Annotated in this window: 27 protein-coding genes; 22 read left to right on the forward strand and 5 right to left on the reverse strand. The window is 45.1% G+C overall.

Annotated elements, in window-relative coordinates; genetic code table 11:
• Nucleotides 1–114: 114 nt before the first annotated feature.
• Both AC6I7V_RS03740 and AC6I7V_RS03745 read right to left on the reverse strand, forming a co-directional pair.
• Entirely contained in the window at nt 115–621 is a 507-nt protein-coding gene (locus AC6I7V_RS03740; protein WP_255231225.1) for a Fe3+-citrate ABC transporter substrate-binding protein, read from the reverse strand.
• Between the two features lie 126 nt (nt 622–747).
• Entirely contained in the window at nt 748–1,881 is a 1,134-nt protein-coding gene (locus AC6I7V_RS03745; protein ID WP_498011359.1) for a flagellar assembly protein FlgT, read from the reverse strand.
• A gap of 192 nt (nt 1,882–2,073) precedes the next feature.
• On the opposite strand from AC6I7V_RS03745, the gene AC6I7V_RS03750 reads away from it, so the two are divergent.
• Both AC6I7V_RS03750 and flgP read left to right on the forward strand, forming a co-directional pair.
• Complete coding sequence (locus tag AC6I7V_RS03750) at nt 2,074–2,709, forward strand: FlgO family outer membrane protein (protein WP_255231222.1); 636 nt, start codon at nt 2,074–2,076, stop codon at nt 2,707–2,709.
• 9 nt (nt 2,710–2,718) lie between these two features.
• On the forward strand, nt 2,719–3,150 hold the full coding sequence (flgP, locus tag AC6I7V_RS03755) for a flagellar assembly lipoprotein FlgP (RefSeq protein WP_255231221.1): 432 nt from the start codon (nt 2,719–2,721) through the stop codon (nt 3,148–3,150).
• A 218-nt stretch (nt 3,151–3,368) separates the two neighbouring features.
• Here flgP and AC6I7V_RS03760 read toward each other — a convergent pair whose 3' ends face one another.
• The 3 genes from AC6I7V_RS03760 to flgA form a co-directional block, all read right to left on the reverse strand.
• On the reverse strand, nt 3,369–3,794 hold the full coding sequence (locus AC6I7V_RS03760; RefSeq protein WP_255231220.1) for a flagella synthesis protein FlgN: 426 nt from the start codon (nt 3,792–3,794) through the stop codon (nt 3,369–3,371).
• Between the two features lie 46 nt (nt 3,795–3,840).
• Nucleotides 3,841–4,158, reverse strand: a complete 318-nt coding sequence (gene flgM / locus AC6I7V_RS03765) for a flagellar biosynthesis anti-sigma factor FlgM (RefSeq protein ID WP_255231218.1) — start codon at nt 4,156–4,158, stop codon at nt 3,841–3,843.
• A 202-nt stretch (nt 4,159–4,360) separates the two neighbouring features.
• On the reverse strand, nt 4,361–5,107 hold the full coding sequence (gene flgA, locus AC6I7V_RS03770; RefSeq protein WP_498011360.1) for a flagellar basal body P-ring formation chaperone FlgA: 747 nt from the start codon (nt 5,105–5,107) through the stop codon (nt 4,361–4,363).
• Between the two features lie 77 nt (nt 5,108–5,184).
• Between flgA and AC6I7V_RS03775 the strand changes: the two genes are divergently transcribed.
• The 20 genes from AC6I7V_RS03775 (at nt 5,185) to fliS (ending at nt 26,235) form a co-directional block, all read left to right on the forward strand.
• Nucleotides 5,185–6,111 carry a chemotaxis protein CheV gene (locus tag AC6I7V_RS03775; RefSeq protein ID WP_498011361.1) on the forward strand — a complete coding sequence of 309 codons (927 nt, stop codon included), beginning with the start codon at nt 5,185–5,187 and terminating at the stop codon, nt 6,109–6,111.
• 13 nt (nt 6,112–6,124) lie between these two features.
• Nucleotides 6,125–6,955, forward strand: a complete 831-nt coding sequence (locus AC6I7V_RS03780) for a protein-glutamate O-methyltransferase (protein ID WP_255231214.1) — start codon at nt 6,125–6,127, stop codon at nt 6,953–6,955.
• A gap of 245 nt (nt 6,956–7,200) precedes the next feature.
• A complete protein-coding gene (gene flgB, locus AC6I7V_RS03785) occupies nt 7,201–7,596 on the forward strand; it encodes a flagellar basal body rod protein FlgB (protein ID WP_004736175.1) in 396 nt (131 codons plus the stop codon).
• Between the two features lie 4 nt (nt 7,597–7,600).
• Entirely contained in the window at nt 7,601–8,014 is a 414-nt protein-coding gene (gene flgC, locus AC6I7V_RS03790; RefSeq protein WP_032550123.1) for a flagellar basal body rod protein FlgC, read from the forward strand.
• 17 nt (nt 8,015–8,031) lie between these two features.
• Nucleotides 8,032–8,739, forward strand: a complete 708-nt coding sequence (gene flgD / locus AC6I7V_RS03795) for a flagellar hook assembly protein FlgD (RefSeq protein WP_255231210.1) — start codon at nt 8,032–8,034, stop codon at nt 8,737–8,739.
• Nucleotides 8,740–8,788: 49 nt separating this feature from the next.
• Entirely contained in the window at nt 8,789–10,093 is a 1,305-nt protein-coding gene (gene flgE / locus AC6I7V_RS03800; protein WP_255231208.1) for a flagellar hook protein FlgE, read from the forward strand.
• 252 nt (nt 10,094–10,345) lie between these two features.
• Entirely contained in the window at nt 10,346–11,095 is a 750-nt protein-coding gene (flgF, locus tag AC6I7V_RS03805; protein WP_255231207.1) for a flagellar basal-body rod protein FlgF, read from the forward strand.
• A 21-nt stretch (nt 11,096–11,116) separates the two neighbouring features.
• Nucleotides 11,117–11,905 carry a flagellar basal-body rod protein FlgG gene (flgG, locus tag AC6I7V_RS03810; protein ID WP_032550127.1) on the forward strand — a complete coding sequence of 263 codons (789 nt, stop codon included), beginning with the start codon at nt 11,117–11,119 and terminating at the stop codon, nt 11,903–11,905.
• Between the two features lie 55 nt (nt 11,906–11,960).
• A complete protein-coding gene (flgH, locus tag AC6I7V_RS03815; RefSeq protein WP_255231206.1) occupies nt 11,961–12,737 on the forward strand; it encodes a flagellar basal body L-ring protein FlgH in 777 nt (258 codons plus the stop codon).
• Nucleotides 12,738–12,833: 96 nt separating this feature from the next.
• Nucleotides 12,834–13,925, forward strand: a complete 1,092-nt coding sequence (locus tag AC6I7V_RS03820; RefSeq protein WP_261882728.1) for a flagellar basal body P-ring protein FlgI — start codon at nt 12,834–12,836, stop codon at nt 13,923–13,925.
• Between the two features lie 11 nt (nt 13,926–13,936).
• Entirely contained in the window at nt 13,937–14,854 is a 918-nt protein-coding gene (gene flgJ / locus AC6I7V_RS03825; RefSeq protein ID WP_498011362.1) for a flagellar assembly peptidoglycan hydrolase FlgJ, read from the forward strand.
• Between the two features lie 192 nt (nt 14,855–15,046).
• Nucleotides 15,047–16,927, forward strand: coding sequence for a flagellar hook-associated protein FlgK (gene flgK, locus AC6I7V_RS03830; protein ID WP_255231203.1), 1,881 nt, complete (start codon nt 15,047–15,049; stop codon nt 16,925–16,927).
• A gap of 12 nt (nt 16,928–16,939) precedes the next feature.
• The gene (flgL, locus tag AC6I7V_RS03835; RefSeq protein WP_255231202.1) at nt 16,940–18,133 is read left to right on the forward strand and encodes a flagellar hook-associated protein FlgL; all 1,194 of its coding nucleotides are present in this window, start codon (nt 16,940–16,942) and stop codon (nt 18,131–18,133) included.
• Between the two features lie 400 nt (nt 18,134–18,533).
• Nucleotides 18,534–19,673: a flagellin gene (locus AC6I7V_RS03840; RefSeq protein ID WP_255231201.1), complete on the forward strand. Its 1,140-nt coding sequence runs from the start codon at nt 18,534–18,536 to the stop codon at nt 19,671–19,673.
• A 635-nt stretch (nt 19,674–20,308) separates the two neighbouring features.
• On the forward strand, nt 20,309–21,442 hold the full coding sequence (locus AC6I7V_RS03845; protein WP_255231200.1) for a flagellin: 1,134 nt from the start codon (nt 20,309–20,311) through the stop codon (nt 21,440–21,442).
• Between the two features lie 372 nt (nt 21,443–21,814).
• Nucleotides 21,815–22,945, forward strand: coding sequence for a flagellin (locus AC6I7V_RS03850; protein ID WP_255231199.1), 1,131 nt, complete (start codon nt 21,815–21,817; stop codon nt 22,943–22,945).
• Between the two features lie 82 nt (nt 22,946–23,027).
• The gene (gene flaG, locus AC6I7V_RS03855; RefSeq protein ID WP_498011363.1) at nt 23,028–23,453 is read left to right on the forward strand and encodes a flagellar protein FlaG; all 426 of its coding nucleotides are present in this window, start codon (nt 23,028–23,030) and stop codon (nt 23,451–23,453) included.
• A gap of 22 nt (nt 23,454–23,475) precedes the next feature.
• Nucleotides 23,476–25,503, forward strand: coding sequence for a flagellar filament capping protein FliD (fliD, locus tag AC6I7V_RS03860; RefSeq protein WP_498011364.1), 2,028 nt, complete (start codon nt 23,476–23,478; stop codon nt 25,501–25,503).
• Nucleotides 25,504–25,506: 3 nt separating this feature from the next.
• Nucleotides 25,507–25,812, forward strand: coding sequence for a flagellar protein FliT (fliT, locus tag AC6I7V_RS03865; protein ID WP_255231196.1), 306 nt, complete (start codon nt 25,507–25,509; stop codon nt 25,810–25,812).
• Between the two features lie 12 nt (nt 25,813–25,824).
• A complete protein-coding gene (gene fliS / locus AC6I7V_RS03870) occupies nt 25,825–26,235 on the forward strand; it encodes a flagellar export chaperone FliS (protein WP_008218262.1) in 411 nt (136 codons plus the stop codon).
• Nucleotides 26,236–26,238: the final 3 nt, after the last annotated feature.

A 26,238-nucleotide genomic window follows, 5' to 3' on the forward strand; every position in this document is an offset into this window, starting at 1 on the left:
CGATACAAAAAACAGCGATCCCGGTCGCTGTTTTTTTATGGCTGGTTGCACATTGCCCTGCTTCTGGTAAGACATCGCGTTAGGAGAGGTATCATGGTTTGCAGTGGTGTGTGACTACTTGAGGTCAATGCTGTTTAGGCGTCCCATGAATACCAAGAGATCAATTACGTCTTTGTGTGCTTCCAGTAACGCTCGCTTGGTTTGGCTGTATGCGGCTAGTCGGCCATGTTTTCTAATTGAGCAGACTTTAGTTCGATATTTATACTCACCGTTTTCGGTAAACACGCGCCACTTAGCAATATAACATTCGTCGCGATGTTCAGGGTCGCTTTGAGTTGGATTGGGTTTGAATACGATTTTAGGTTCTAGGCTGTGTGGGAGTCGCGTCATTAGGTATGGGTCTTTGAGCACCTTGCCCCAGAATTTCCCCCATAACTGTTTACCGAGTTCATCACGTAGTTTGATGGTTTTTTTAAGTGCCTTCTCTTCTCCAAGTCGCACAAACCCAACCGACCGATGCAGAACTGTATCGTCAGGCGTGTGGATATGGATTTTGTATGCCGTCTTGCCTTTTGAGATGAAGCGGTAACCGGTGGCTCCAATCAGGTTATTCTCACTCATAGCTTACTAATTGATGGTTATGTTATTAGTAAGATTACGCCAAATATCAGAAAAACAGAAACCGATTGAGCGGAAAAAATAAAGCCCTGAACTCTACTTCAGGGCTTTGTTATATATTTTAAGGTCTTACATTAACTTCTGCATCACGTCGCCAATTTGAATGCTACCCGTTAAGCTAGGTTGATCAATGGTCAGTTCAGCTTCGTTCTCGTAAACACGAGTCACAGTAAGGGTGATGTCACTCTTAGATACCTTGTTGCGAGGCAGGCCATTTTGATCGATAAACGACCCAGTGTGCCATAGTTGAAGCTTGTCGCCGTTTTGAACGCCATGTAAACGACCTAAATCCATTGTCACGGTATTGCCAAATACGGCAGCCACCTCCGGAAGAGTGATTTTACAAGACACTTCCGACTCTAAATCGAGCATAATATTTCGGCTTACTCGCAACATCATGCTGCCATAGGTTGATGCCCAGAAACGTGCACTCTTGGTATCCACCTCACTGGTTTTCGGGAAAGGCCATTTTGCCACTTCACGATAACTGCGGTTGTAAACTTGATGGCCAGTTTTGCCGTCATACACCTGCATCTCTAAAGCAAACTGACGGTTAATCACATCGTCTTGCAGGAGTTTAGACTCGATGGTTGCCGTTAAATCGGTGATGGTGCCGCCGATTACGTATTGCGCTCCATGGTCTTGCGCGATCATTTTCAGTGTCTCTGGCTGGCGTCGGTCTATCTCGTAATCGGTGGTACCAACGGAAACAAAACTGCGAGACTCTTGAGATAGCTGGCGATTAATGACGTGGCTGAAGTCGTCGCCAATGTTATAAACTCGACCCATTACCGCTTGTTGCGGAGACGCGAGGTCAACGTTGCCGACCAAAAATGTCTTCTTATACTGACTTTCATGGCAACCATTTGCCGAAGGGTAAATGTCGATGCGGGCGGTGATCATGATGTTGCCGCTGCGCTTTCTCTCTTTTTCGACGAGGATGTATCTCACTTCGTGGTTAGTGAATTGATACTCTTTTTGCCCTGGCTGTAGATAGGGCGTTAGGTTAGCGATACTACCAATATCACCTCCAGAGAACTGCATCGCTTTATAAACGGCATCTTCAAGGGCATGAACTCTTGCCGCATCCTCAGACGCGACTATCGCCGCTGTACCGGTAACTTCAAACCATGAAGCATGAGCACTGAAAGTCATGGTGAGCAGCGAACCTATTGAAAATATTGTGGAAAATATTTTTTTCATCTATTTGTTACCAGTTGGGTATAAATATTGCTTAACAAATTATCAGAAGCGAACTGCTGATTTGAGTGCTGCTTTTATTAATCTGAACAATTAATCAAAAGCAAAGACTGTTCCAACATTGTAATCCATTAGAGGAAAGAGTGGTGAGAATAGGTTGCACAGTCTGGTACTAAAACATCTGGAGAGAACACGATGAAAAAATGGCTTGTAGTAATCAGCGTAATGCTAATTACATCATGTGCTTATTCGCCTATCTATAACGGTAAGACTGAGTATTCGGGTAGTCAGTTTATGTTAATGGATAGTCCGCGTCATACAATGGACTACTTTGTAGAGAGTATGACCGAAGATTTGATCCTATCCAACACCAGCGTATCGGCACGTACACCTATCGCCGTCACCTCGTTTGTTGATTTGCAACATATGGACTCGACCAACTGGTTAGGAAATTCCGTCTCTGAAGGTTTTATCCATCAGTTTCAGCGTCGTGGCTTTAAAGTGGTAGACTTTAAAACAACGGGATCGATTCAGGTGACTCAGCAAGGGGATTTTGCTTTAAGTCGAGATTGGAAAGATTTGGCGCAAGAGCAAGATGTTCAATATGTTCTGACAGGTACTATGCTGCGTCAAGAAGGCGGTGTGCTAGTTAATGCTCGTGTAGTCGGTATGCAAACGCGTATTGTTGTCGCGTCGGCGCAAGGTTTCTTGCCTGCAGACCGTATTGGTCGTGACTTAGATACATTGAATAGTATCCGCACTCAAGACGGTGTAATCATTCGTTCAGATCCAACAATTAAACAACCGTACACGGTTATTCTTCGCCCATAGGAGCCTGTCATGAAGAAGGTGATGTTTTTACTCGCGGCTTTATTACTTGTTGGCTGCCAACCTTTGCAAAGTATGCGACCAGACGATTTCTTGGTAGCGGTTGGTTACGCAAGCATCAGCGAACAAAAAGGGCGTAACGATGAAGAGAAGCGCATTCGAGCGATGCGTGCGTCAAAGATTGATGCGTATCGTGAGTTGGCAGAGCAGGTCTATGGTATGCGCGTTAGTGGTCGTGCTGAGCTTGAAGACCAACGTTTAGGTACTGAACTGACTTCAGGCGCGGTGGATGGTGTTATTCGAGGTGCAGAAGTGGTACGCAGTTACCCAGTGGGCGACAGCTACGTGACTGAATTGCAGCTTGATATCAAGAAAATGGATAAACTGCGCGATTACGGTGAGGTTCAAGCCGTACCAGAAAAGAGACAACAAACACTTTTCTAGCGTTACTCGACTGATAATGAACTCTGCTGCTGGCTTTCCAGATGGTAAGCGGCAGAGAACCACATTCAGTTTCACGCAAAAAGTAAGTTTCACGCAAAAAGCGGCAAGTATTGGATACTTGCCGCTTTTCTATTTTTAGTGGCTTTAGTCAATTTGATAGTTGAGACTAAGCTCAATGATTGAAGCGGTGAGTGTGTCACTCGAATGGAAAAGTAGAGCTACGCTTTTACGTTGGTTCCTAACGTAGATATGGTGTGCGTCTGTCCTCCGGCATTGTATGTCATGCCTATTTTTCCGTGGCTTTGCTGCATCATGTTGCTAAGTTTGTTGAAGCTCAGGTGTGCACGGTTGAGTGCTTCACCATTAACAAGGTTTGCTTGTTGGCAATCGTGAATAATAGAGCGGATTTGGGCGACGAGTTCGACAAGCTCTGGCTTCTCGCTTAGCTCGGCTACATTAGTGTGCGCTGCGATTCTCTGGTCGGTATTTTTTAACTGTTCAACCAGCACGACTTTTTCTTTAGCAATACGTTCAATCTCGCTTGATTTTCTACTGGTAATAGCGCTCTTTTCCGAACTCAGTAGTTCAGAGAGAGCTTGGGCGCTTTGAAGTTGAAAATTAACTAAGTCTGCGAGTGCTGCCATACTAAAACCTAATCACGCTTAATAGTCAGTTGAACGCAAAACGGACTTATAGGCCTTTAAGCTCGTTTTCGAATTTGATCATGTTGTCAGCCAGTTTTTCTGGGTCAACAGTATACGAGCCGTTTGCGATAGCTTCTTTAATCGCTGCGACTTTTACTTGGTCAAAGCTTGGTTGTGCAGCCATATCTTGGTGCATTTGACCAATAGCTTTACTTTGTTGGCTTAGCGATACCGCATCTTTACTTGCGGGCTTTGCCGACACTTCAGAGCTCGAAGCTTGCGAACTGCTAGTATCAGTACGCGCCGCTGAGCGGTTAGTTGTCGTTAGGGTTTGGCCTGAACGAATATTATCAATGCCTGCCATAGTTGAGCCTTTATCTACGAATATGGGAACCTGTACAGTCGCTATCGGCCGCCGGTTCAATTACTTTAGAGATTTTTAACTCGATTGTTGCATTCTCTAATAGAGTATCATTTTGGCAGGGCGGCGTGTTAACAAAGCAACAAATCTTCTATGCCGAGATGGGCTGCATCCTGCTTATGATATGAGCGTCCGATTTCACTCATTAGAAATGAACGGTCACTTCCGACATATCGGTAACAATACCTTCAATTATACGCTGTGATTTATCATTTTTCACTCTCACTTGATCACCGGTTGAACCATCTGTTAAGGCAGTGCCTTTGGTTGTAATGGTCATGCCACCTTTAACCGCTTGTATGATAACCTTCTCATTACGACAAACGACGCAAATATCACCTCTCTCAATAACATCACCAGGGCGCAGGTTCTTTTTCACTTTGGCTCCGATGACCTGTTCCGGAAGGGTATAGCCTTGGCGACGAAATTGGTGAAGTGAAATCATAGCGGTAGTGACATCATATTGGCCGATAATCTCACCCCGTGCGATGGTTCTTGTTGCTGTGACCAGCGGTGCGGAAATAGAGAGTCGAACCGGGATATACACTCGCCATTCATCAGGGATACACTGCACAAGGACGGTGATGCTACTACGAGTGTTGGCAGCGGTAGAGGCGCTAGTTTCTAAAGGGGTGGGGCAATCTGTTGCCTTGATCCTAGAGTCTACATTGGCGGATTGAACCAAGAGCTCACCGCCCATAGGTTGCTCAACTGTGTCGAGAATATGCTGCTCAGCCGCAGTTTGAATCGCCTCAATTTGTTCTGATGTCGCACCTTGTACAAAAAAACTAAACAATATTGATATAATGCCGATAAACTTAGCGACAATTTTAAAAAAAGCTCTACATGTTGTTATGGAAAATGGTTGCAGATTTGAGTTATGATACGTCATTCTGTTCCTCTAATGGTTCGTAGCCTGTAGTAGACTAACACTTTTTAATCAAAATAGTTTGATATGGAGATGCGCTCATGACGGGTATTCTTGATTCAGTGAATCAGCGTACGCAACTCGTCGGTCAAAACCGATTAGAATTACTAACCTTTCGCTTAATGGGGCGTCAGCGCTATGGTATTAACGTATTTAAGGTTAAAGAAGTACTACAGTGTCCTAAGTTGACTTTAATGCCGAACTTAAACCCATTGGTCAAAGGGATTGCGCACATTCGTGGTCAAACCATCTCGGTTATCGATTTGAGCTTAGCGATTGGCGGTCGCCCAACAACAGACGTAGAAAAGTGTTTTGTTGTAATTTCTGAGTTTAACCGTACTATTCAAGGCTTCTTGGTAAGCTCTGTTGAGCGAATTATCAATATGCACTGGGAGTCAATCTTGCCGCCACCTGATGGCGCAGGTAAGGCGAACTACCTGACGGCGGTAACTAACATCGATAACGAATTGGTTGAAATTCTGGATGTCGAGAAAATTCTTGCAGAGATCTCTCCGGTTGACGAAACAATGGACAGCAAAATTGCTGAAGAGATTGCAGAAGTTGAGCAAGAGAAACCACTAGTTAGACGCATTCTGATTGCGGACGATTCGACAGTTGCCCGTAAGCAAGTACAGCGAGCTATTGAATCGATAGGCTTCGAAGTGATTGCTGTTAAAGATGGTAAAGAAGCTTACGAGAAACTGATGCAGATGTCGGCAGAGGGCAGCATTTACGACCAGATCTCTCTTGTTATCTCGGATATCGAGATGCCCGAGATGGACGGTTACACACTGACTGCAGAAATCCGCCGTCATGCAGAATTAAAAGACCTATATGTAATTTTGCACTCGTCTTTGAGTGGTGTATTTAACCAAGCAATGGTTGAGCGTGTGGGTGCGAACTCATTTATCGCGAAATTTAACCCAGATGAGCTTGGTTCAGCGGTTAAGTCCGCGTTAACTGAATAAAAAAGAGACATTAATGACTGCTATAACAATTAGTGATCAAGAGTATCGTGATTTTAGCCGCTTTTTAGAATCTCAATGTGGCATTGTACTCGGTGATAGCAAGCAATATCTTGTACGCAGTCGCCTTAGTCCTTTAGTTACAAAATTTAAATTGGCGTCTCTGTCTGATTTATTGAGAGATGTGGTAACGGGTAGAAACCGCGAGTTGCGCGTGGCGGCAGTTGATGCCATGACGACCAACGAGACACTTTGGTTCCGAGATACTTACCCGTTTGCGGTGCTTGCGGATAAACTTCTTCCGGAAATAGCGGCAAACAAGCGTCCTATCAAGATTTGGTCTGCGGCAAGCTCTTCTGGTCAGGAGCCGTACTCAATGGCAATGACTGTGCTTGAGACTCAAGCTCGTAAGCCAGGTATGCTGCCAAATGTTTCGATCACAGCCACAGACATCTCCGCGAGCATGCTCGATATGTGTCGTGCTGGTGTGTACGACAATCTAGCGTTAGGTCGTGGCCTGTCGCCTGAACGTCGCCGTACTTTCTTTGAAGATGCGGGTGATGGCCGTATGAAGATTAAAGATAATGTGAAGCGCATGGTTAACTTCCGTCCGCAAAATCTAATGGATAGCTACGCACTGTTAGGTAAATTCGACATTATCTTCTGTCGCAACGTATTGATTTACTTTTCGCCAGACATGAAGTCTAAAGTGCTAAATCAGATGGCTAATAGCCTTAATCCTGGTGGTTACCTACTGTTAGGTGCTTCGGAGTCTTTGACTGGTCTGACTGACCGTTTTGAGATGGTACGCTGCAACCCGGGCATCATTTATAAGCTTAAGTCATAGCAAGCATATAGACCCGCCAGTTTTTCTTATCAAACCCAGCTATCGCGCTGGGTTTTCTTTTTTGCCCCGCTCGGTATATCTTTAGAACAGAGTGACATTCCAATTTACTCTACTCTTGGCTTGTAAATTGCAGGCTAAACAGCGAGTAACCGATAAAAAGCATTCATTGTTCTATTGGCTTGAAAAGTTGGTATACATATTGCTTTGGTTATTTCATAACAGTCAGTTCTTGAGTTGAGGTTTACATGGCTATTTCTTTTGACAACGCATTAGGCATTCATCAACACACAGTTGGTGTACGTGAGCGCAACGCTGAGGTGCTTTCCACCAATATCGCGCAAGCAAACACGCCTGGTTACAAGGCAAAAGGATTAGACTTCAAAAAATCACTGCAGGCGGCAAGTTCTGGGGCAAGCATTGGTCTTAGCCGCACGGACGGTCGGCATATTTCTGCCTCAACGACGGTGAATGGGGAAACTAAGTATCGTATTCCTACTCAACCTGATACAGGAGATGGCAACACGGTGGATTTGGATTTGGAACGAAACCTTTTCATGCAAAACCAAATCAGGCATCAAGCCTCTCTAGACTTCTTAGGAAGTAAATTCAAGAACTTAACTAAAGCGATTAAAGGGGAATAATTAGATGAGCTTATTTAATGTATTCAATGTGACTGGTTCTGCGATGAGTGCTGAATCTGTTCGTCTAAACACGACCTCAAGTAACCTAGCTAACGCGGACAGTGTAAGCAGCTCAGCTGATGAGACTTACAAGGCGCGCCATGCAGTGTTCGGCGCTGAGTTAAGTAAGGCACGTAACAGCGGTCACACCGTGCCGGTGAAAGTATTAGGTATCGTAGAAAGTGATAAGCCGCTTAGCGCGGAGTACAACCCTGATCACCCATTAGCAAACGACGAAGGCTACATCTACAAGCCGAATGTCAATGTTATGGAAGAGATGGCAAACATGATTTCAGCTTCACGTGCGTACCAAACAAACGTACAGGTTGCTGACTCAAGTAAACAAATGCTGCTGCGTACGCTGCAGATGGGTCAATAAGGATAAGGAGGTAGCATATGGCCGGAATCAATAATGTTGGTCAAAGCGGCTTGTCCTATGTTGATCAGCTTAAAAATCTTCAAGACAGCAAAAAGCCTGATGAAACAACAGGTAAGCAAGATCTTAAACAAGAAGACTTCTTATCGTTATTGACCAAGCAGCTTGCTCAGCAAGACCCTTTTAAGCCGGTCAGCAATGACCAGATGATTGCGCAAATGGCTTCATTTGCGACCGTAGATGGCATTGGCAAAATGAATACACAGTTTGAAAGCTTGAATTCATCGATGACATCTAACCAAGCACTTCAGGCTTCTTCGTTAGTAGGGCGTGATGTGCTGGTTCCTGGTGCGGCAGGTGTCAAAGCCGGTGATGGTGGCATGGCGGCAATGGTAAAACTTCCTCAAGCTATGGATAACTTAATGATCCGTGTTGAGAACGAAGTGGGCCAATTGGTTCGTACCTTTGATGTCGGCTCTAAGCCTGCAGGTGACACACGTGTTGAATGGGACGGAAAAGACGAAGACGGCAACCCATTGCCTGCTGGTAAATACAACGTGAAAGCGGCTGGTTTACTGGATGGAGAGAGCGCAGAGTTCCAAGTATCGACGTATGCGAACGTGAACAGTGTGCTTCTTGGCAAAGGTGATGGCAACGTACTACTCAATCTGGCTGGTTTCACATCGCCAGTACGACTTGCTGAAGTACTAGAAGTTGGCAAAGCGTAGCTCAAGATAGAGTGAATATGCTGGCTAGATAGATTAGGAGAATATTGGAATGTCATATGTAGCTTTAAGCGGTCTATCCGCAGCTCAATTAGATCTGAACACAACAAGTAACAACATTGCCAACGCAAACACATTTGGCTTTAAAGAGTCGCGTGCTGAGTTTGGTGATGTTTACTCAAGCTCTCTATTTACGAACGGCAAAACCACTCCGGGTGGTGGTGCTCAAGCGAATAAAGTTGCTCAGCAGTTCCACGAAGGTTCAAGTATTTATACCAACAACCCAATGGATTTACGTGTAAGTGGCACAGGCTTCTTCGCTGTGGCAAAAGACCGTATGGTACCTGAGATCAACGAACTGACACGAAATGGCGCATTTCACCTAAACAAAGATAACTACATGGTTACTTCTAACGATGAGTTTCTTCTAGGTTACGATGTTGATCCAACTTCGGGAGAAGTTCTATCTTACGCACCGAAGCCGCTGGCGATTCCAGCTGAATTTGGTAAGCCAAAACAGACTGAAAATATTGAAGTGGGTGTCAACTTACCTGCAAACGGTGATCTAAAAGACCCGGCTGCGTTTAACTTCAATGATGCAGATACTTATAACCGTGCGACCTCTTCAACGGTCTACGATTCTATGGGTCAGTCTTACAAGCTAACTACTTACTACCTGAAAGACCAAACCCAGCCAAACACATGGCAGACTTACTACACTATGACAGATAGTGAAGGTGAGAAGCCATTGAACATTGCTGGTGGTGATGCGACAAACGCGACGGGTCATATCGGTCATACGATGCGCTTTAACAACGACGGCACTCTAGCAAGCCTAAACAATGGTCAGCCAATTGTGTCTGAAGCGTTAGGCGCGGGTGCCGTACCGGTGAACCTAAATGGCGCGGATGTAACACAAACACTGAACTTTGGTTTAGACTCTTCGACGCAGTTTGCAGCACCGTTTGAATTGACAAAATTCGATGAAGACGGCGCAACAACAGGCTTCCTAACTAAGGTTGACTTCGATGAGTACGGTAGTGTTCTAGGTACATACTCAAACGGTGAAAACGTAATGCTAGGTCGTGTTGGTCTAGTACGTGTTCCTAACGAGCAAGGTCTAGATAAAAAGGGCGGCACTCAGTGGGATTCTACTAATTACTCAGGTGATAAAATCTGGGGTGAATCTAACAAGGGTTCATTTGGTGGAATCAACAATGGCTCACTTGAGCAATCGAACATCGATATGACTCAAGAGCTGGTGGATCTGATTTCTGCTCAACGTAACTTCCAAGCGAACTCGCGTTCTCTAGAAGTTCACAACCAACTACAGCAAAATATTCTTCAGATTCGTTAATACCTTCTTGGTCTGAATCATCTGCGAATACCCAATTCAATCCGTTTGAATTGGGTATTGTTGCTTGCCTATCTATTTGCCGCCTCAATTGCCGCGCGGTAACGTTTGTTCTTGCCACCCCCTGGCAGAAAGGATCACTTTGATCTTTGTGATTCCTTATTATCGTATTAACCCTCTGATTATAAACGCTATTTAATAGTTGGCACAGTGATTGCTTTATTGGCTCTAGATAATGATTTTTGGAGCAAAATTATGGATCGCGCACTGTTTTTAGCCATGAGTGGCGCAAAGCAAAATATGCAAGCTTTGCAGCTACGTGCCAACAACCTCGCTAACGTAAGTACAACAGGCTTTCGTGCTGACCTAGCACAAGCTCGTTCAATGCAAGCGTACGGTGAAGGTATGCCAACACGTGTTTTCAGCATGACAGAGCGCCCGGGCCATAATTTTGAGCAAGGCAGCGTTGTGACGACTGGCCGTGATTTAGACGTCACTATTCAAGGTGATGGTTGGATTTCGGTAATGGACAATTCTGGTCGTGAAGGTTTAACCCGTAACGGTAACCTTAAGATTGATCAGAATGGTCTACTGACTAACGGCAGTGGTCATCTTGTTCTTGGTGAAAACGACGCACCGATTACCTTACCAATCCCACTAAGCAAAGTTGAAATTGGTACAGACGGTACGATTTCGGTGATTCCTCAAGGCGCTCCAGCTGAAGAACTTGCCGTTGTCGATCGCATCAAAATGGTTCGCCCAGATAATCAAACCCTATTTAAAGATACGAATGGTCTTTTCCGTTCGAAAAACCCAGATCAGGCATACGAAGCTGATGCAGCCGTTACGCTGCTGACTGGTGCCATCGAAGGCAGTAACGTGAATGCCGTCGGTGAAATGACAAGCTTGATTGACCTACAGCGTCAATTTGAAATGCAAGTCAAGATGATGAGCACAGCAGAAGAGATGGACAAGTCGTCTGATTCACTGCTTCGTATGAGCTAATAGAATTTAAAGGAAAATACTATGCATCCAGCATTATGGGTAAGTAAAACGGGTTTAGACGCCCAACAAACCAATATTTCAACAATTTCAAACAACCTTGCTAACGCATCAACGGTTGGCTTCAAAAAGAGCCGTGCCGTATTTGAAGATTTGTTCTATCAAAATATCAATCAGCCAGGCGGTCAATCGTCTCAAAACACTGAACTGCCAAGTGGTTTAATGTTGGGTGCAGGTTCTAAAGTGGTCGCGACGCAAAAAGTGCACACTCACGGTAATGCGCAAACGACAACCAACAGCCTAGATATGATGATCGAGGGTGACGGCTTTTTCCAAGTTGAAATGCCAGATGGTGAGACAGGTTACAGCCGCAATGGTCAATTCACATTGAATGGCGACGGCGCAATCGTCACTTCAGGTCAAGGTTACCCGTTACAACCAGAAATCGTTATTCCTGAAGATGCAATTTCGATTACTGTCGGTAACGATGGTGAAGTTTCAGTGCGTATTCGTGGTGAGCAGAACAACGTCGTTGTTGGTCAGATTACGATTACTGATTTTGTAAACCCAGGCGGTCTTGAACCTGTTGGTCAGAACCTCTATCTGCCGACGGGCGCGAGTGGTGATCCGCAAGAGGGTGTACCGGGTTTTGATGGCTTAGGCAACATTCGCCAGTCGATGTTGGAAACGTCTAACGTAAATGTAACCGAAGAGCTGGTCAACATGATTGAAGCTCAGCGTGTTTACGAAATGAACTCAAAAGTGATCTCATCAGTAGACAAGATGATGAGCTTTGTTAACCAACAACTTTAATCGTTAGATTAAGTAACGTGTAATTATCCCTGCTGCTGACTGAGAGAGGATCACCATGAAACGTATTTTTTGTTTAGCCCTGCTAGCTTCGATGACTGGCTGTAGCATGCTGGAGCCTATCGAAACGCCAGAACAACAAAATGCCACCACTGTGGTCGATGCGGTAGAGGGTGATAAGTCGAGTGAAGAGAGCTCTGGTATCGTAGACACATTACGTGGTCGTACTGATCCAATAGCGGGTGATCCGGCTTGGGCACCAATCCATCCTAAGCAGAAACCCGAACATTACGCAGCAGCGACGGGGTCGCTATTTAATGTCAACCATATTGGCAGTATGTACGATGACTCTAAGCCACGCGGTATCGGTGACATCATTACTGTGGCGCTTGATGAAAACACGCGTGCGACTAAAAAAGCTAACGCGGATATGTCTAAATCGAACGACTCATCAATGGAGCCATTGGCTGTCGGTGGGCAAGAGCTGACTATCGACAAATACAACTTCTCTTACGATCTAAGCAACACCAACACCTTTGCTGGTGATGCGTCGGCTAACCAAAGTAACAGTATCAGCGGCTACATTACCGTTGAAGTGATTGAGGTGTTGGCTAATGGGAACTTGGTGGTACGAGGTGAAAAATGGATGACGCTGAATACCGGCGATGAATACATCCGATTAAGCGGCACGATCCGTCCGGACGATATCGGCTTTGATAACACCATCGCTTCTAACCGTGTTTCCAATGCTCGAATTCAATATTCCGGTACTGGCGTACAACAAGATATGCAAGAGCCTGGATTCTTGGCACGATTTTTTAATGTAGCTCTATAGCGATAATCACAGTGCCGATTGTTTGACCATCAATAAACGGTATTGGATTTAGAAGAAACTTAATGTAAATCAGAGCAATAGAGACAGGTTACTCCCATGAAAAAGCTAGCACTTGTACTTTTCGGCATGTTATTTCTTGCCACCACTGCTCATGCCGCTCGTATCAAAGACGTGGCAAAAGTTGCAGGTGTTCGTAGTAACCAATTGGTTGGCTATGGTTTGGTAACGGGTTTGCCGGGTACTGGCGAAACAACACCTTTTACAGATCAAACGTTTAACGCGATGCTGCAAAATTTTGGCATCCAATTGCCACCCGGCACTAAACCAAAAACCAAAAACGTGGCAGCGGTTATTGTTACTGCAGAGCTTCCTGCTTTCTCTAAACAAGGTCAAACCGTTGACGTCACCGTGTCTTCTATCGGCTCAGCAAAAAGCTTGCGTGGTGGTACGCTACTGCAAACTTTCCTGAAAGGTCTTGATGGGCAAGTGTATGCCGTAGCGCAAGGTAACCTAGTCGTGAGTGGTTTCAGCGCACAAGGTAACGATGGCTCTAAGATTGTCGGTAACAACCCGAACGTCGGTATTATTTCGAGTGGTGCGACGGTTGAGCAAGAGATCCCAACACCATTTGGTCGTGGTGATTACATTACGTTCAATCTAATTGAGTCTGACTTTACAACTGCTCAGCGTATGGCTGACGCGGTGAACAACTTCCTTGGACCACAGATGGCATCCGCTGTAGACGCGACTTCAGTTCGAGTTCGTGCACCGCGTGAGATTAGCCAGCGTGTCGCTTTCCTATCTGCGATTGAAAATGTTGAGTTTGACCCTGCAGAGGGCTCAGCAAAGATCATTGTTAACTCTCGTACCGGTACCATTGTTGTTGGGAAGCACGTACGTCTTCGTTCAGCTGCTGTGACTCACGGTGGTATGACGGTAGCAATCAAAGAGAATTTAAGCGTTAGTCAGCCAAATGGTTTCTCTGGCGGACAAACCGTTGTTGTTCCTGACTCAGACATCGAAGTCACGGAAGGTGACGGTAAAATGTTTAAGTTTGAACCTGGTTTGACTCTGGACGACCTAGTAAGAGCGGTCAACGAAGTGGGTGCGGCTCCTTCTGACTTAATGGCAATCCTTCAAGCCCTGAAACAAGCGGGTGCGATTGAAGGCCAGTTGATCATTATCTAAGGGGGGGGGGCATGATTAAGAACAACAACGACATCGGCTTTATTCACGACATCGGCAGTCTTGATCGACTTCGTCAACAAGCGGTCAATGGTGAAGAGGGCAGTGAACAAGAAGCGCTTAAAGCCGCAGCAAAACAGTTTGAATCCATTTTTACTTCTATGCTGTTTAAGTCGATGCGTGATGCCAACTCTAGCTTCAAGTCAGACATGCTCAACAGTCAGAATGAACAGTTTTATCGTCAGATGTTGGATGATCAGATGTCGAGTGAGTTGAGCGCATCGGGTTCATTGGGCTTGGCAGATATGATTGTTGCTCAGCTTAGTGCTGGACAAGGTTCTGACAATCAAGAAACTAAGGTTCGCCAAGAAGGGTTTGATCCTGCACTTGAGCGTCCTAAATACTCTAAGAAAGTGGATAGAACAGAACGTCCAGAGACAGTGGCAAACGTGACGGCACAGCCTGTTTCGTTCGACTCACCAGAGTCCTTCGTTGTCTCAATGAGTCCGTATGCTGAAAAAGCAGCGCGTGCTCTGGGTGTTGATTCATCACTACTTCTTGCTCAAGCCGCTCTCGAAACAGGCTGGGGCTCTAAGATGGTGAAAAACTCTTTGGGTAACAGTAATAACCTATTCAACATCAAGGCTGATCGTAGTTGGAAAGGCGATAAGGTTGCGACTCAAACGATAGAGTTCCACGGAAAGACAGCGGTAAAAGAGCAAGCTTCATTTCGTTCATACGCTAACTTTGAAGAGAGCTTTAACGACTACGTGAAGTTCCTAAATGAGAATCCTCGTTACCAAACCGCGCTTCAACATCAAGGCAGCTCAGAGAACTTTATCAAAGGCATTCATAGCGCTGGATACGCAACTGACCCGAACTACGCCGACAAAGTGTTGAGAGTTAAAGCCAAAATCGATCAGATGAACTGATCCAATGATTCATAGAGAGCTCACCAACTGGTGGGCTCTTCTTTTATCTGTTTCTCTTTTCCTATCTATTTATCACCTTTTATCTTCCAGCTCTCTTCTTTTAACGCCGTTTAGTTAGCTTGGCACGTAAATTGCTTTTTAGACGTAAGGTTAATCAGTTTTACTGATTTTATTAGGTTTTTTGGGGGCATTATGGCGTCAGATCTGTTGAATGTAGGTACACAAAGTGTGCTTACGGCTCAGAGACAGTTAAACACCACAGGTCATAACATTTCTAACGCGAATACAGAGGGTTATAGCCGACAATCTGTCATCCAAGGTGTTAATGATCCGCGCCAATATGGTGGTCAAACCTACGGCATGGGTGTGCATGTGGAAAATGTTCGCCGCTCTTGGGACCAGTTTGCCGTTAATGAGTTAAACCTATCGACAACGAATGCCGCTAATAAGAACGACACCCAAAGTAACATCGACATGCTCTCGGGTATGTTGTCTTCGACGGCCTCTAAAAAAATTCCTGAGAACATGAACGAGTGGTTCGACTCGATCAAAACGTTATCCGATACGCCAAATGATATCGGTGCGCGTAAAGTGGTACTCGAGAAGGCGGGTATCATTTCTCAAACCTTGAATGAATTTCATGAAACGATTCGCCAGCAGTCGGATGTTGCCAACAAAAAATTAGATATGGGTATCGAACGCGTTAACCAACTCGCGATCGAAATTCGTGACGTTCAACGCCTGATGATGCGCACTCCTGGTCCACACAATGACCTGCGCGACCAGCATGAAAAACTGATCAATGAGCTATCTGGGTACACCAAAGTAACGGTGACACCCCGTTCGAATGCTGAAGGCTTTAACGTTCACATTGGTAACGGTCATACCTTAGTTTCCGGTAGTGAGGCGAGCCAATTGAAATTGATTGATGGATTGCCTGATGCCCATCAACGACGTTTAGCGATTATTGAAGGTAAGGCGATAAAGCCGATTACGAGCGCAGATATTGACGGCAAAATTGGTTCGATGTTGGATATGCGTGATGAACACATTCCTGAGGTGATGGATGAGTTAGGCCGTATGGCCACAGCGCTCTCTTATCATGTCAATAAGCTACAAAGCCAAGGTCTAGACCTTAACGGTAATGTCGGCCGCAATCTATTTACCGATGTGAATTCAGAGCTGGTGGCGAAATCGCGCGTCGTGACGAGCGGTCAGTCGCAAGCCGATGTTGCGGTGTTCATTGATAACACCAACGCGCTTAAAGGCGGTGAGTACGGCTTAAAGTACGACGGCAGTGATTATGTGGTCACGAAGCCGAGCGGTGAAACCGTAAAAGTCACCACAGACTCGAGTGGCAGTGCTTTCTATCTAGATGGCATGCGTGTTGAGATTCGTAATCCACCTGAATTGGGTGAAAAGATTCTATTACGACCAACGCGCAGTTTTGCCGCTCAGATGCAAATCGAAAGCAATGATCCTAAAGATATTGCTGCACAGAGTTATGAAGCCTCGACAACCTTTGCTCAAGGAAATGCGGAATTTAAGATCCTTGCTGCAGGGCAGTTGCGTGAATTTGAAGTGATTGTCTCGCCACGTGGTGAACAGTTTGCGGTTACGGATACGAAAGGCAACGTATTGATGCAGCCACAGCCGTATCCACCATCTGGCCCTGTGACTGTCATGGGGACGACTTTCGAGTTGACACCTGGCGCTATTGCGAACGATAAATTTACCGCCAACCTTGTTCCGTCTGAAGGTGATAACGGTAACCTGCGAAAAATGCAGGATATTCAGACGAACAAGTCACTCGATGAAGGTGAATCGACGCTGCTGGATACCTACCATAACTTGAATACTAATACAGGTTTGAAGGCGTCGACCGCCAATCGTCTTAGCGAGATTGCAACGTTAGAAAAGCAGTCAGCGCAAGAGCGAATCGCTTCAATTTCTGGGGTGAACCTCGATGAAGAAGCGGCAAATATGATGAAGTTTCAGCAAGCCTACATGGCATCGTCGCGCATTATGCAGGCGGCCAATGAAACCTTCGATACCATCTTGGCCTTAAGGTAATAGGAGGAAGTCATGTTAACTCGTATCTCCAGTTTCCATAATTACCAGTCGGTGCAAAACGACCTACGCCGTCAAGAGAACAAGGTTCATCATAACCAAGCGCAATTGGCGTCGGGTAAAAAATTGCAGTCGCCTAGTGATGATCCACTAGCGACCCACTACCTACAGAATATTGGGCAGCAGTCTGAACAACTTAAGCAGTATGTAGATGCTATTACCTTGGTAAGAAACCGTTTGGAGCACCATGAAGTGCTGATCTCGAACTCTGAAGGCTTTGCCGATGAAGCAAAGCGCACAGTGATGGAGATGATCAACGGTGCATTGTCTCCAGCAGATCGCTTGGCTAAACAACGTGAGCTGCAAGAGATTGCCAATAACTTCCTATATATGGCGAACTCGCAAGATGAGTCGGGCAACTACACTTTTGCTGGAACTAAGCTGAAGAATCAGCCTTTCTTTCGTGACAACGAAGGTAACGTGATTTACGGCGGTGACGACTATCAACGCAAGATGCGCGTTGCCAGTAGTTTTGAAATGCCAATGAACGATCCGGGCAGCAAGCTGTTCATGGAGATCGACAACCCGTTTGGTGATTACAAACCTACGTATGAGTTGCAACCTGCCTCTGAACTGCTTTTAGAGCGTGCGACAAACAGTGAGTTTCAAGATCCTGCAACCTACAAAGTCACATTCGTCGATATGCAGAACGGCAAATACGCATATCAGCTAGAGAAAGATGGCAGTGTGGTAGCGGCAAAAGATTTTAACCCAACAGAAGGGATTAAATACGAGGGTCTGCACATTGAGCTGCGCGGTCAAATCACTAAGGGTGATTCGATTGTGCTAGAGCCAAGAGAGAGCTTTTCGATATTTGATACCTTTCGTGATGCAGCTGCGTTGGCGGAGGAGTCGGTCTCTGATTCATCTGCAACCGCTCAGCTGCATCGGGCAACGGAAGAGTTTCATGCTGCCTTTATCCATTTAACTAAGGCTCGTACAGATGTTGGTGCGCGTTTAAACACATTGGATATTCAAGAGCAGCAACATGAAGACTTCAAGTTGTCGCTGGCGAAAGCCAAAAGTAACTTTGAAGATTTGGACTATTCAAAAGCGATCATTGAATTCAATGAGAACTCTCGTGCACTGCAGGCTTCTCAGCAAGCCTTTGGTAAAACGAAAGATTTGACGCTGTTCAATTACCTCTAACACTTTGTTGTATGAAATGAGCTCTGCTTTATGCCTTATGTGCAATGCCGTAAGTGCGAGAGGGTTCTAAAAATTGCCGCTTTCTTACCCGTTTTGAAATGTAAGTAACGTAAGCGGCAAAAAGCGGCAACACACCGGTTAGAGAGATTACACAGTCGTAATCTATCGATTGAAAGAACGGTGGTATTGTTTTTAACTCATTGTTTTTGAATGATATAAATTTATTTTTCGTCAATTTAAAAATTGGCACACAACTTGTATCTATATAAGTTAGAAATGATTTATACAGGTCTTAAACCCTAGCTTAGGGTTTAGCAAGTAATATACGGTCAGTGCTTATCCATATGAGAGTAAAGCTGGCCGCTTCGCAGAAAGCTTGCGAACTCATAAGGAGAGCAAAATGGCAGTGAATGTAAGTACTAACGTTTCCGCAATGACAGCGCAGCGTTATTTGAATAAAGCGTCTAATGACCTCGCAACCTCAATGGAGCGTTTGTCATCAGGCCATAAGATCAACAGCGCAAAAGATGATGCGGCAGGTCTGCAGATCTCTAACCGCTTAACGGCACAGTCGCGTGGTCTTGATGTGGCAATGCGAAATGCTAATGATGGTATCTCGATAGCGCAAACGGCTGAAGGTGCAATGAATGAGTCTACCAACGTTCTACAACGTATGCGTGACTTGGCAATTCAATCTTCAAACGGTACTAACACCGCTGCTGAGCGTACAGCACTGAACGAAGAGTCTATGGCGCTTCAAGATGAACTTAACCGTATCGCGGAAACCACTTCATTTGGTGGTCGTCGACTATTGAACGGTTCGTTTGGTGAGGCTTCTTTTCAGATCGGCTCGAACTCTGGTGAAGCGATGATTATGGCGTTGACCAGCATCCGTGCGGATGATTTCCGTATGGGTGGTACAACGTTTGATTCAGAAAACGGCAAAGACAAGAACTGGGAAGTACCAGCAGACGCTCGTGACCTTAAGCTTGAGTTTGTGACCAAGTCTGGTGAAGAAGTGAAGCTGGAATTGATGACAAAAACAGGCGACGACATCGAAGAGCTTGCGACATACATCAATGGTCAGTCTGACATGATCAATGCATCGGTTACCGATGATGGTCGCCTACAAGTGTTTGTTGCTGAACCGGATCTACAACAAGGCTCTATGTCTATCTCTGGTGGTTTGGCTTCTGAGTTAGGTCTCAAGAGTGAAGGTCGTCAAACAACGGTACAAGATATTGACCTAACGTCGGTCGCGGGTTCACAGAACGCAATCAGTATTATCGATTCAGCGCTGACTTACGTTGATTCACAGCGTTCAGATCTGGGTGCGAAGCAAAACCGTCTAAGCCACAGCATTAACAACTTGGCGAACGTACAAGAAAACGTAGATGCGTCTAACAGCCGCATCAAAGATACCGACTTTGCGAAAGAGACAACGCAAATGACGAAATCTCAAATTCTGCAACAAGCAGGTACTTCAATACTTGCTCAAGCAAAACAGTTGCCTAACTCTGCAATGTCACTATTGCAATAGTTATTAGTTGACCTTGCTGTTCGTGTCCAGACGTGGGCCATATAGCAAGGAAAACTGGCAAGCATACTTACTATTGAGTGTTTAGCTCTCTCATCTCTCACCTGCTTTACATTTTTACGGTAAGGATGCAACGGTAAGTCAGAATGTGTTCATTTCTCGATGATCTCCACACAGGCTCTGACCGCCACTTAGCCCCAGTTCTCTCAAAGGAAAAGGGGCTTTTTCCTTTCTAGCGTTCCTGCTTTTTCCCTTCTAACTTTCCTGCTTTTCAACACGCTCACTTATTTTATTTCTCAGTTTCATTGTCAATCCTGGCCTTGCCAAAATTTTCTCTAATCAAAAGTTGCGCAATTATTAAACATCTCTTTTCTTAAATTTGCTCAAAATTCTCCGTTGAAGAGCCTAATAATTGAACTCTTCTAATTTTCAAACGTCAACTTTAGAAGTTTGTAGAATAAAAAGATCTTTAATAAGTGTTTGTATTTATTGGTTTTGTTAAATTAATTGGTTTTTTTTGAAGTTTTTTCTAAAGCTCTAGAAATCTAAGCCGTTATTAAAGGTAACTTTGAGAGAACTACTTGGTTTTCCGAGACGTCGGAAACCGCAACACCGGAAAATCAATTGGAGAAATCACCATGGCAGTGAATGTAAATACCAACGTTTCAGCGATGACTGCGCAACGTTACCTAAACAACGCAAACAGCGCTCAGCAGACCTCTATGGAGCGTCTATCTTCTGGCTCTAAAATCAACAGTGCAAAAGATGACGCAGCAGGTCTACAAATTTCTAACCGTTTGAACGTACAAAGCCGCGGTCTAGACGTAGCGGTACGTAACGCGAATGACGGTATCTCGATTGCTCAAACCGCTGAAGGTGCAATGAACGAGACGACAAACATCCTGCAACGTATGCGTGATCTTTCTCTACAATCAGCAAATGGCTCAAACTCCAAAGCTGAGCGTGTAGCAATTCAAGAAGAAGTAACAGCACTGAACGACGAGCTGAACCGTATCGCAGAAACGACCTCTTTCGGCGGTAACAAGCTTCTGAATGGTACGTACGGTACTCAGTCTTTCCAAATCGGTGCAGACAACGGTGAAGCCGTGATGCTTGAGTTGAAAGATATGCGTTCAGACAACGACCAAATGGGTGGTCAGAGCTACCAAACTGAGAACGCAAAAGACAAAAACTGGAACGTTCAAGAGGGCTCTAACGACCTGAAAATGACGTTCACAGATAACTTTGGTCAAGCTCAAGAGATCAACATCAATGCAAAAGCGGGTGATGACATCGAAGAGCTAGCGACTTACATCAACGGTCAACAAGACTCTGTGAAAGCGTCTGTAACAGAAGATGGCAAGCTACAAATGTTCGCAGGTAACAACAAAGTAGAAGGCAAGGTAGATTTCTCTGGTGGTCTTGCGGGTGAGCTTGGTATTCAAGGTGGTAAAGAAGTAACGGTTGATACCATCGACGTAACATCGGTAGGTGGCGCTCAAGAATCAGTAGCTATCATTGATGCAGCACTAAAATACGTAGATAGCCACCGTGCAGAATTGGGTGCATTCCAAAACCGCTTCGACCACGCTATCAATAACTTAGATAACATCAACGAAAACGTAAATGCATCTAAGAGCCGTATTAAAGACACAGACTTCGCGAAAGAGACGACGCAAATGACTAAGTCGCAAATTCTTTCTCAAGCGTCTAGCTCGATTCTTGCTCAAGCGAAGCAAGCACCGAATGCAGCACTGAGTCTTTTAGGTTAATCAAATAAAAGTGGCATTGCATTTGTCAGTGCCTCTTCCACAAATTAGCTCGTGGTGAGAGATGAGCGCTAAACAAACCCAGCTTCGGCTGGGTTTTTGCCATTTATAAATCCATCAATAGTTGAAAATTTAGCGAATATCGCCCGATTAATTGGACTGCGATCACACTTTCCTTTGTTATTGAAAATAAAACCAAAAAAAACGATTTTTTTGTTAAAGCTTCTAATCAAAGGGCCGTTAAAGGGATTGAGAGAAATGAGATGTGCCAATGTGAGGTGAGAGACGCAGCGGTACATCAGACAATATTGATGTGTGCTTTATGTGAGGTGAGAGTCACAGGCGTGCATCAGAAATGCCTAAAGGAGATCAACTATGGCAATTAATGTAAACACTAACGTGTCTGCAATGACGGCTCAGCGCTACCTAAATGGCGCAGCTGAAGGTACACAAAAATCAATGGAGCGCTTGTCTTCTGGCTATAAAATCAATAGCGCAAAAGACGATGCTGCAGGCCTACAAATCTCGAACCGCTTAACGTCTCAAAGCCGCGGCCTAGACATGGCTGTGAAGAATGCGAACGACGGTATTTCTATTGCACAAACGGCTGAAGGTGCAATGAATGAGTCTACAAACATTCTGCAACGTATGCGTGACCTTTCTCTACAATCTGCAAACGGCTCAAACTCTAAGGCTGAGCGTGTTGCAATCCAAGAAGAAGTAACGGCGCTTAATGACGAGCTAAACCGTATCGCTGAAACAACATCTTTCGGTGGTAACAAGCTTCTAAACGGTACTTACGGTAGCCAATCTTTCCAAATCGGTGCAGATTCTGGTGAAGCGGTAATGTTATCAATGGGTAACATGCGTACTGACACTCAAGACATGGGTGGTAAGAGCTACACAGTTGAAGAAGGCAAAGACTCTTCTTGGACAGTAGCGGCAGGTTCTGATCTAACAATGAAGTACAAAGACAAGTTTGGTGAAGAGCAAGAAGTTAATATCTCTGCCAAAGCAGGTAACGATATTGAAGAGCTTGCGACTTACATTAACGGTCAAAGTGAAGACGTTAAAGCTTCTGTTGGTGAAGGCGGTAAACTACAACTGTTCGCAGCAAGCCAAAAAGTACAAGGTGACGTTGAGTTCGGTGGTAGCCTAGCGGGTGAGCTTGGTATTGGTGACGGTAAAGATGTGACGGTTAACGATATCGACGTGACTTCTGTAGCGGGCGCTAACGAAGCGGTATCTATCATTGATGGTGCGCTTAAGTCTGTAGACAGCCAACGTGCTTCTCTAGGTGCTTTCCAAAACCGTTTTGATCATGCAATCAGCAACTTAGATAACATCAACGAGAACGTTAATGCATCTAAGAGCCGTATCAAAGATACTGATTACGCGAAAGAAACGACAGCTATGACCAAGTCTCAAATCCTGCAACAGGCGAGTACTTCAATCCTAGCTCAAGCGAAGCAATCTCCATCAGCAGCGCTAAGCTTATTGGGCTAAGCTTACTTAGTAAGCGGCAATAGAGGTCGACTTAGGTAGAGCTCTAATGCCACAGCTCATATGAGGTCGGAAGGAGAGTGTTATGGAAATATCATCCAGCGCATCGAACGTCCAGCCTTATGGCTCACCTAATGGCATTAAATTTGCATTCGATGAAGGTAGCAGTGCGCCAAGTGTTTCTAAACCGTTAGAAGTGGCACCCAAAGAGAAGGTAGAGAAATCGCAAGAGGATGCTACCCAAGCGGCGATTCAATTAGCTCAAGATAGACAAGAGCTGAATAAAGAAGAGCGCGTTAAAATGGTAGAGAAGATGAATGAGTTTATCTCTTCTATCAACAAGGGGGTCGCCTTTAAAGTGGATGAAGAGTCGGGTAGAGATGTGGTGACCATATACGAAGCCACAACAGGCGATATTATTCGCCAAATACCTGACGAAGAAATGCTCGAGATTTTAAGGCGCCTAGCGGCCCAAACCTCAAATAGCGGGCTATTGGAGGCGAAGGTTTAAGTCGTATTATTGAGGTGATTTAATGAGTTTAGGCCCACTTGGGATGTCGTCTGGCATGGATATCAACTCCATGGTCAGCAAAATTGTCGATGCGGAGCGCATACCTAAGCAGCAACGTATCGACAATGAAAGAACGCGAATCGATTCCAGCATCAGTGCCTATGGAAGACTCAGAGAATCGCTTGATTCGATGAAAAACTTAATGACGAACTTTCGTCAGGAAAAAGCTTTCGCTGTGAGAACAGTTGAAAGTACCGATGACGGAGTTGTGTCTGCAACCGCGACAACGGATGCAATTGCAGGCAAATATGCCATCGATGTGTTGCAGCTTGCCCAAAGCCACAAAGTGGCTTCTGATGTGTTATCGGAAGACATGAAGTTTGGCCCAGGTAAGCTGCAGGTTTCGCTTGGTGAGAAGAGCTTTGATGTACAGGTCGGTGAGCGTTCGAAACTTATCGACGTTGTACGAGGCATCAATGGTGCAAGTAATAACCCAGGTGTTCGTGCCTCGGTCATTAATGACGTTGAGGGTCCTCGCCTTATCGTTGCGTCAAACCTGTCTGGCGCAGAACAACAGATCAGCATCAATGTTGATGCTTCATCGGATAACCCCCTCAAAAAACTTGAATACAAAACTCTTGAAGAGCGTGTAAAAGCCTTAGAATCGGCACGCCTAGCCGCTCAAGAGATCCTCTCAGTGCCTGCTCCAGGGCAAGATGTTGCCCCTATAGAAGCGGCAATCGAAACACCACAAGAGGTGGATGCTGCAGGCAATCCTGTGCCACAGGAGGCGTCTGAAGCTGAAAGCCTACCGCTTGATTCAGAACTCGCTCAAGATCCAAGCAGCCAAACTTTTGGAGAGGCAGCCGCGGCAGCTGGCCAAGCCGCGATAGATGCAGCGAAGGCATCGGCTTCTGTTATGCCAGAAGACAACATTCCAGGTTGGACCGAGACGGCATCAGGCACATTATTAGATTCTTATTACACACCAGAACTCGAACTGGATGAGAAAGCCATCGAGAAGGCGCCAGATGTGCCGGGGTGGAGCAACACCGCGTCGGGTACACTGACGGACTCTTACGTAACACCGAAAGAAGCTCAGCAAAAGCTTGAGGCTGAACAAGCTCGTATTGAAGAGAAAACCACTCAAGAAAAAGCCGTACTCGCAGAGCGTGTTGCCAAGGGTGAGATTACTGAGCAACAAGCCAAAGATATTGAACGCTCAAAACTTTCTCCAGAAGAGCGAGAGTACCTAGAAAAAATCGATAAAGCTCAAGCAGATTTAGAGAAAGCGCAGCAATCTTTTGATACTTACAGTGGTATGACTGAAGTTCAAGCGGGACAAGACTCTATGGTTGTACTCGATGGTGTAGCCCAGCTTTCGAGTAACAATAATGTGATTGAAGATGCGATTGAAGGCATTGATATCACGGTCAAAGGCAAAACACCGAAAGATAAACCCCCTGCGGAGATCGGGGTTGAGTATGACCGAGGTAGCGTGCGTCGAGATATTGAAGCTTTTGTGGCGTCATACAATCAGTTTTATCAAGTTTCAAAAAGCTTATCAGGTGTCGATCCGACCACGGGTCAAAAAGGACCACTGGCCGGTGATAGTACCGTGAGAAATGCAGACTCGCGTTTAAAAAGTGTATTTTCAACTAGCATCAAAGGTGCACCACCAGACATCAGATCCCTAACTGAATTTGGTATTACTACAACCCGTCAAGGTACGCTTGAAATCAATTACGATATGTTGGATCGCCAGTTGAACAACAACTTCGACAAGTTGGGAGACTTCTTTGGTGGCAACAATGGCTTTGCTAAGAAGGTTGAAGATGCCATTCAAGGTATTACAGGTGTAACAGGCTCAATTCGAACACGTGAGCGAAGCCTAGTTGAACAGAATTATCGACTAGCGGATGATCAGGCAGCACTTGATCGCCGTATGGATGGATTAGAAAGCCGCACTCACTCTCGCTTTACTGCGATGCAAGAAGCAACTGGTAAAATGCAGTCCCAACTGGGCAGCATGATGAACGCGTTAGGTTAATAGATGAAGGACGAACTTCAGAAGCTTTGTGAACTAGATCAACAAATTATGGCTAAGTTCGAAATAAGTGAAATTAATACTGAAGAAATAATGGCGCTTGTCGATAACAGGGAACAGTTGCTGAAAAACGTGCTTCATTTATTGGATTCACACCCCGACGTTAAGCAAAGCTCCGAGTGGTATAATGCCATTACGAGGACAAGAAAATTGGTTGAGCTGATGCAAGCGGAAACGACACGAGTCGGCAAAGACTTACAGAAGTACCGTCACGGTAACAAGTCAGTTCAACAGTATAAAAAGTTTTTATAGAAGAGGTTTACTATGCGCGGTTCTTTACAGGCATATAAAAAGGTATCAGTGGATAGTCAGCTTACTGCTGCCTCACCCCATAAAATTGTTCAAATGTTGATGGCAGGTGCTATCGAGCGTCTTATTCAAGGTAAGGCTGCGATGCAAGCAGGGAATATTCCTGTTAAGGGTGAGCGTTTGGGTAAAGCGTTAGATATCATTATTAGCCTTCGTAGTTGTCTTTCAATGGACGATGGTGGTGATATCGCAAAAAACCTAGATCAACTTTATGAGTTTATGATCACGCAAATTTCTGCAGCAAATCACAAAAATGACCCTCAACCTATTGATGATGTGATTGATATTATCCGTGAGATTAAGAGTGCTTGGGACCAGATCCCGAATGAATATCACAATTTAACCTCTGCTGAGGTGGGTATTTAGAGA

The sequence above is a fragment of the Vibrio sp. KUL70 genome (assembly GCF_059725515.1).